The organism is Pseudomonas sp. 57B-090624 (genome assembly GCF_003234055.1).
GTDB lineage: Bacteria > Pseudomonadota > Gammaproteobacteria > Pseudomonadales > Pseudomonadaceae > Metapseudomonas > Metapseudomonas tohonis.
Genome location: NZ_QKRU01000188.1, coordinates 1 through 791 on the forward strand (window position 1 = coordinate 1; position 791 = coordinate 791).

The following is a 791-nucleotide window of genomic DNA, read 5'->3' on the forward strand; positions in this document are numbered from 1 at the left end:
CTTGATCCACCACCAAGCGGGCGGCCTCTAGTTTGAAATCCGAACTGAATGATCTTCTGCTCATGAACACCTCTGTGGGCGAAGCTTAACGCCCTATCGGGGTGTCCAGAATCATTAGGCCACTTCAGGTTGCTCCGGCCAGCCGCGCGGGTCCGTGCTGTCGATGTCCTTGGGGTGCTGGGTCGAACCGATCCCGCTCATGGCGCGGCGGAAGACGCGCTCTCGCACATCCACCGCATCGGCAGTCTCGATCCACACGTCCATGTAGTTGGGAGTGCCCAGGCCCAGCCGCCAGGAGTCGTAGGGCAGGCGGTGGGCACCGTTGGCGCAGCCGGCCAGCCAGGGCAGCAGTACCGCTGCCAGCATCAGCCTGAACCTATTCATGAGGGGCTCCTCCAGCCTTACCACGAGCCATAGGGCACCCCGTATTTCTCGATGTAAGCCTTGGAAGCCGGCTCCAAAGGCAGAGCATATTGGCCACCGCTCCGGCCTCCATCCGGGCCCAGCTTCACCACGCTGCCCTGCACCCGCGCCACGTCGATGGCGGATAAACAACCGCCCATCAGCCAGACCTTGGCGATGCCCCCGGGCGCCAGGCCGACCGTCAGCATGTTGCGGTAGCTCTCGCGCCAGAGCCCCCTGGCTGCGCAATAGCCCATCTCCGACTTCACCATCGCTCGCCGCGTGGCCTCAGGTATGACGATATAGGCCTCGTAGGTCTGCGGCTCCACCAGCGACTGCCAGCGCACGTAGATCAGCCGGGGCACGTCCGCCCCACCCACCTGCTTGCC

The 791-nt window shown here is 64.3% G+C and carries 2 protein-coding genes; both read right to left on the reverse strand.

Annotated elements, in window-relative coordinates:
* Positions 1–114: 114 nt before the first annotated feature.
* Positions 115–384, reverse strand: a complete 270-nt coding sequence (locus tag DMX10_RS32310; protein ID WP_146603121.1) for a DUF2931 family protein — start codon at positions 382–384, stop codon at positions 115–117.
* 17 nt (positions 385–401) lie between these two features.
* A partial coding sequence (locus DMX10_RS32315; protein ID WP_146603122.1) for a DUF2931 family protein occupies positions 402–791 on the reverse strand: 390 nt, incomplete at its 5' end.